The following is a 4,978-nucleotide window of genomic DNA, read 5'->3' on the forward strand; positions in this document are numbered from 1 at the left end:
CGACTCCCCCGGCCGCTGCGACGCGACTCGCATCCGTGGCCCCGGATGGGAAGCCCTGCGGCGCGGTGGGGTAAGCCCCCCCCCCGCGGGGGGGGGGGTGGAGCGCCCCCCCGGGGGGGGGCCCCCCCCGGGGGGCCCCCCCCCCGGGGCGGGCGCTCCACCCCCCCCCCCCGGGGGCGGGGGGTATCCCCACCGCGCCGCAGGGCTTCCCATCCGGGGCCACGGATGCGAGTCGCGTCGCAGCGGCCGGGGGAGTCGATGGGGACCAGTCGGCGGCGACATCCCTGACCGACTCGGTCGAGTCGGTGGATCGCCCCGCTCCCACGTCCACCGATGTCGTCGAGCCGGCGGGCACGGCGCCGGGTACGTCCTCGAGCGGCGCAGCCTCCGCCGCTGCCGAATCCGGTGTGGCCGAACGGGACACCGCCGTTGTCGCGACGTCCGCGGACCGTTCGGCTGACGATGCGACAGCCCTGCGAGTCGACGCCGTGTCTACCGCGAACGGCGGCACCGTTGCGGTCTCGCAGGTGGTGACGGATGCTGCGGCAGACCAGGACCCGACCGCCGGCACCGCGGCCGTGGTTCCCGTCGCCGAGGCGGCGGAGACGCCGAGCCCGGTGTCGTCCGCGTCCCCCCGGCCGGTCCTGCTCGTGATCGCCGATTCGCTCGCCTACTACGGCCCCAAGGGCGGCCTGCCCGCGGACGATCCCCGGATCTGGCCGAATATGGTCGCCGCCGAACTGGATTGGGACGTCGAACTGATCGCCCGGATCGGATGGACCTGCCGGGACGCCTACTGGGCGCTCATCGGTGACCCCCGGGTCTGGGCCGCGGTGCCCCGCGCGGGTGCGGTCGTGTTCGCCGTCGGCGGCATGGACACCCTGCCGTCGCCGCTGCCCACCGCGCTGCGAGAACTGATCCGCTACATCCGTCCGCCGAAGCTGCGCCGCGGCGTGCGCGCCTCCTACAACTGGCTGCAGCCGAAGCTGTCGAAACTGGGTCGCCCCGTGGCGCTTCCGCCGCGGGTCAGCGTCGACTACCTCGAGCAGTCGCGCGAGGCGCTCAACCATCTTCGTCCCGAGCTGCCGGTGGTCGCGGTACTGCCGTCGGTGCACAAGTGCGATGCCTACGGGCGGGTGCATCGCGGCCGCGCCCGTGCGGTCAAGGCACTGCGGGCGTGGTCGGGCCGCACCTCGGTGCCGCTGGTCGATCTGGGTGAAGCGGTGCGCGACGACATCGAGTCGGGTGCGGCGAATCCGGACGGTATCCACTGGGGCTGGGCCGGGCACGCGGCGGTGGCGACGGCGATGACCAAGGCGCTGCAGGAGGTCAGGTAGTCCGTGGCCGTTGTGGTGGTCACCGATTCGGCGTCCGGGCTGTCGGCCGATGTCGTCGCCGAGCTCGGTATCGAAGTGGTGCCATTGCATGTGCTGGTCGGTGATCGGCAGATCCGCGAAGGCGTCGATCCCGTCGAGATCGACTACTCGACCGACTCGGTCAGCACCTCGGCGGCCTCGCCCGGTGAACTGCGCGAGGCCTACGAGCGGGCGCTGACGCACAGCGACGGCGACGGCGTCGTCGCCATCCACCTCTCGCGCACACTGTCGGCGACCTGGGAGTCCGGTCGCCAGGCGGTGCGCGACATGGGCGCCGAAGATCGTGTGCGCCTGGTGGATTCGCTGGGCGCCGGCCTGGCGACCGGGCTGCCGGTGCTCGCCGCCGCGCGCCGGGCCCGCGCGGGCGAGGCGCTGGACGCGGTCTATGAGCGCGCGGTCGCCGCCGCGGCCCGTGCCCGCACCTTCATCCTGGTGAACCGCACCGAACAGTTGCGTAAGGGCGGCCGGCTCAGCAGCGCCGCCGCCTTCTTCGGCAGTGAACTGGTGACGAAGCCGCTGCTGCACCTGGTCGAGGGCAAGCTGGAATTGCGCGAAAAGGTGCGCACCAGGTCGCGGGCCTACGCCAAGCTGGTCGCCGCGGCGGTCGACGCCGCCGGACGCGAGGGCGCGGCGCTGGGTGTGCAGCACCTGGGCGCCGCCGAGGCGGCCGAGAACATCGCCGTGCAACTGCGCGAACAGGTTCCGGATATCGAGGAACTCCATGTCACCGAGTTCGGGCCCACCTTGGGCGTGCACCTCGGGGTCGGTGCGCTCGGCGTGCTCGTCGTCCCCGGCGGATGCGCGTGAGAACGCGTGCCGCGCACCCGCGGCAGACGCGCCGGGAACCTGCGCCGACACCCTGATCCCCGCTGGCTCTACGATGCCTCGGTGACCGGTTACGACGACTTCGACTTCCCCGACATCTCGCACCTGCCGCCGCGCAGGCAACACATCCTCGCGGTGATCCGGGATTCGGTGCTCGCGCACGGCTACCCGCCCAGCGCCAGGGAGATCGCCGACGCCGTCGGCCTGCGGTCCACGTCGACGGTCTCCAAGCACCTGAAAGCGTTGGAGGAGGACGGTTTCCTGCGCCGCGGCGCCGCGATGACCCGCCCGATCGATGTGCGGCTGTTCCTGCGCGACAGCCCGGGCACCCGGTCCGAGGCGTCGGTCACCGTGCCGGTGGTCGGCGACATCGCCGCGGGCACGCCGATCCTCGCCGAACAGCACGCCGACGACATGCTCACGCTGCCACGCGAACTCGTGGGCCGCGGTGAGGTTTTCGGGCTCCGCGTCCGCGGCGACTCGATGATCGACGCGGCCATCTGCGACGGTGATCTCGTCGTCGTCCGCAGCCAGCGCGAGGCGAACAACGGCGATATCGTGGCCGCCATGATCGGCGAGGAAGCCACCGTCAAGGTCTTCCGCCGCCGCAACGGCCATATTCTTCTCGAACCCCGCAACCCCGCCTACGCCGTCATCGACGGCGACGAAGCGACCATTCTCGGCAGGGTCGTCTCGGTCATGCGCCGCCTCTGAGCCCCGGCGCTTCACGCCGGGCCGAACCAGTCGAGGAACTGACCATGCGGCCCGGCGTAGGCCACCGGCTCCCCGTCCACCGCCACCACCATCCGCGCGGCGGCCGTCTCGTCGCGCCGTAGCCGGTCCGCGAACCCGGGGAGTACCCCCACGCCTTCCTGCGAGACCCAATGGCACGGCAGTGTCCGCACGGTCGCGACGAACTTCTCGCGCGCCTGCGGGGGCAGGTAGGTGAGAACCGCGCTGTGGAACACGACGACGGTGCCGGCACGCGGGGCTGCCGCGACCAGCTCGCCGATCCTGTCGTTCAGGTCCCCCGTCACCAGGCGCGGCGGATCCGCGGCCGCGATCGCTGACACCGCCCGCAGCCTGGCGAGCCGGTCGTCCTGTCCGGGCCAGACGAGCGCTTCCAGCCATTCACGATCGCGGCGGTCGGACACATCCAGCGGATTCAGATCGACGCCGGCGCGGTGGACCACCTCCGGCAGCCGCGTGGGGATCGGCGCGGGCCCGGAGACCCTGCACGACAACAGCACCGGCGACGGCCCGTCGACGGGATCCACGATGACGTCGCCGTATCGATAGCTCAGGCGGTCCGGGAACAGGCACAGGCCCGCCGACGCGCCGACTTCGATCAGCGACAACGGTTCGGGAAACCGCGCGAACACGGGCAGCAGCGTCGCCGAACGGCCCGCTTCGTTCGTCTGGGTGCGTCTGATCGCCGCCGTCGCGGCGATCGCGGGCCACCGGGCGATCACCTGTTCCCGGAATGCGCGGTAGGACTCCGCGGTCGCGCCGTTCACCCGGGCTGCGGCCAGGATCAGATTCGGTTGCTGCTTGTCCGGGGGCAGCTGGGCGATCAGCGCGAGCACGGTGTCGTCGTCGGCGATGTCAGCGGCCCGCTGTTCGTAGCAGGGTGAATTGCCGCGTGCCTCGCGGTGGGCGAAGTCACGGAAGCGCCGGCGCAGATCCATGGCCCCCTTCGTAGGCGGTCCGGGGTAGGGGGCGCACCGTATTCGATCAGGTGTGGCCGATCTGTTGTCGCTGTTCACGGCAGGAGGTACAGACGCTCGTTGGGCAGGCGGGGCAGGCCGCCGCACGGTCGGGAATCGACCGCGACCGAGCACGGCCGTTTGGCCGCGATGTCCTGGACGAAGGCCAGTGCGGCGGTCCGGCACGCCGCGAATTCCATCCGCACACAGGTGAATTGCACGAGGACGCGGATATCGGGCTCGTCGGGGCGCGGCGAGCGTCCACGAAGCCGTGCGACCGGGTGTCGTCGGGCCATGCACGCGGCGAGGATCCCGCGGGGGCGGTTCGTGGTCGCTGTCGGGCCGCGGGTGTCGATGGTGTTGGGCATGGGCGCACCGTAGGCGATCGAGCGAACGTGTCTCGTGTTCGCGGGAGCGTCTGACCGGCAGTTGTCCACAGGTTCGGAGTTATCCACAGGCTCGGTCGAGCCGCAGGTCGTCGGCGGTTTCCCGAGGCGTGCCGGTCGTAGCTTCGGTGGCATGTCACGAGACGAAGAGCACGAGCGGGTACGACAGCGGCTGGGTGGTCTCGCGGTTCGCGACCAGGCCGGGTCGGGGTCGATGCGAAGTGGGTCGGCTCGCGCGCAGGCGCGGGGCGGCCGTGGTACCGAAGGACGTTGGGATGACGAGGAACTCCCGCCGGGCGAGGTGCGTATGCCGGGCTGGCTCGACGCGGGCGGTGATCCGCGCGGGCTGCGACGCCTCGTACCCGAGCGGTTCCGGTCGGCGCGCGTCGACCCGGGTCGGCCGGGCGCCTTCGTGCTCGCCCTGGTGGGGCTGGTCGCGGTTGTTTTAACGGGTGTTGTTGTTTTACGCCACCCCCCCCCCCCGCACAACCAGCCCCCGGTGCCGGTAGTGCCAGGCGAGCCCCAAACCGCCCCGTGTTAACCCCCCACACCCCCCCCCCCCCCCCCCCCCCCCGGCCCCCCCCCCCGCCGCCCGCCCGACCCGGGTCGACGCGCGCCGACCGGAACCGCTCGGGTACGAGGCGTCGCAGCCCGCGCGGATCACCGCCCGCGTCGAGCCAGCCCG

General features: G+C 72.2%; 6 protein-coding genes. 3 read left to right on the top strand and 3 right to left on the bottom strand.

What is annotated here, in order from left to right:
* Window positions 1-488 precede the first annotated feature (488 nt).
* From octT to lexA, 3 genes are all read left to right on the top strand, one after another.
* Complete coding sequence (gene octT, locus QH270_RS12405) at window positions 489-1,337, top strand: diglucosylglycerate octanoyltransferase (RefSeq protein ID WP_280341127.1); 849 nt, start codon at window positions 489-491, stop codon at window positions 1,335-1,337.
* A 3-nt stretch (window positions 1,338-1,340) separates the two neighbouring features.
* Complete coding sequence (locus QH270_RS12410; RefSeq protein WP_280341131.1) at window positions 1,341-2,183, top strand: DegV family protein; 843 nt, start codon at window positions 1,341-1,343, stop codon at window positions 2,181-2,183.
* An 81-nt stretch (window positions 2,184-2,264) separates the two neighbouring features.
* Window positions 2,265-2,915, top strand: coding sequence for a transcriptional repressor LexA (gene lexA, locus QH270_RS12415; protein ID WP_280341135.1), 651 nt, complete (start codon window positions 2,265-2,267; stop codon window positions 2,913-2,915).
* Between the two features lie 11 nt (window positions 2,916-2,926).
* Here the strand turns inward: lexA and QH270_RS12420 are convergent, their stop codons facing one another.
* From QH270_RS12420 to QH270_RS12430, 3 genes are all read right to left on the bottom strand, one after another.
* Window positions 2,927-3,889 (bottom strand): DUF2332 domain-containing protein, encoded by a 963-nt coding sequence (locus tag QH270_RS12420; protein ID WP_280341137.1) that lies wholly within the window; start codon window positions 3,887-3,889, stop codon window positions 2,927-2,929.
* A 74-nt stretch (window positions 3,890-3,963) separates the two neighbouring features.
* A complete protein-coding gene (locus QH270_RS12425) occupies window positions 3,964-4,275 on the bottom strand; it encodes a hypothetical protein (RefSeq protein ID WP_280341139.1) in 312 nt (103 codons plus the stop codon).
* A gap of 481 nt (window positions 4,276-4,756) precedes the next feature.
* A partial coding sequence (locus QH270_RS12430) for a hypothetical protein (protein ID WP_280341140.1) occupies window positions 4,757-4,978 on the bottom strand: 222 nt, incomplete at its 5' end.

Source organism: Nocardia neocaledoniensis, from assembly GCF_029868625.1.
GTDB lineage: Bacteria > Actinomycetota > Actinomycetes > Mycobacteriales > Mycobacteriaceae > Nocardia > Nocardia neocaledoniensis_A.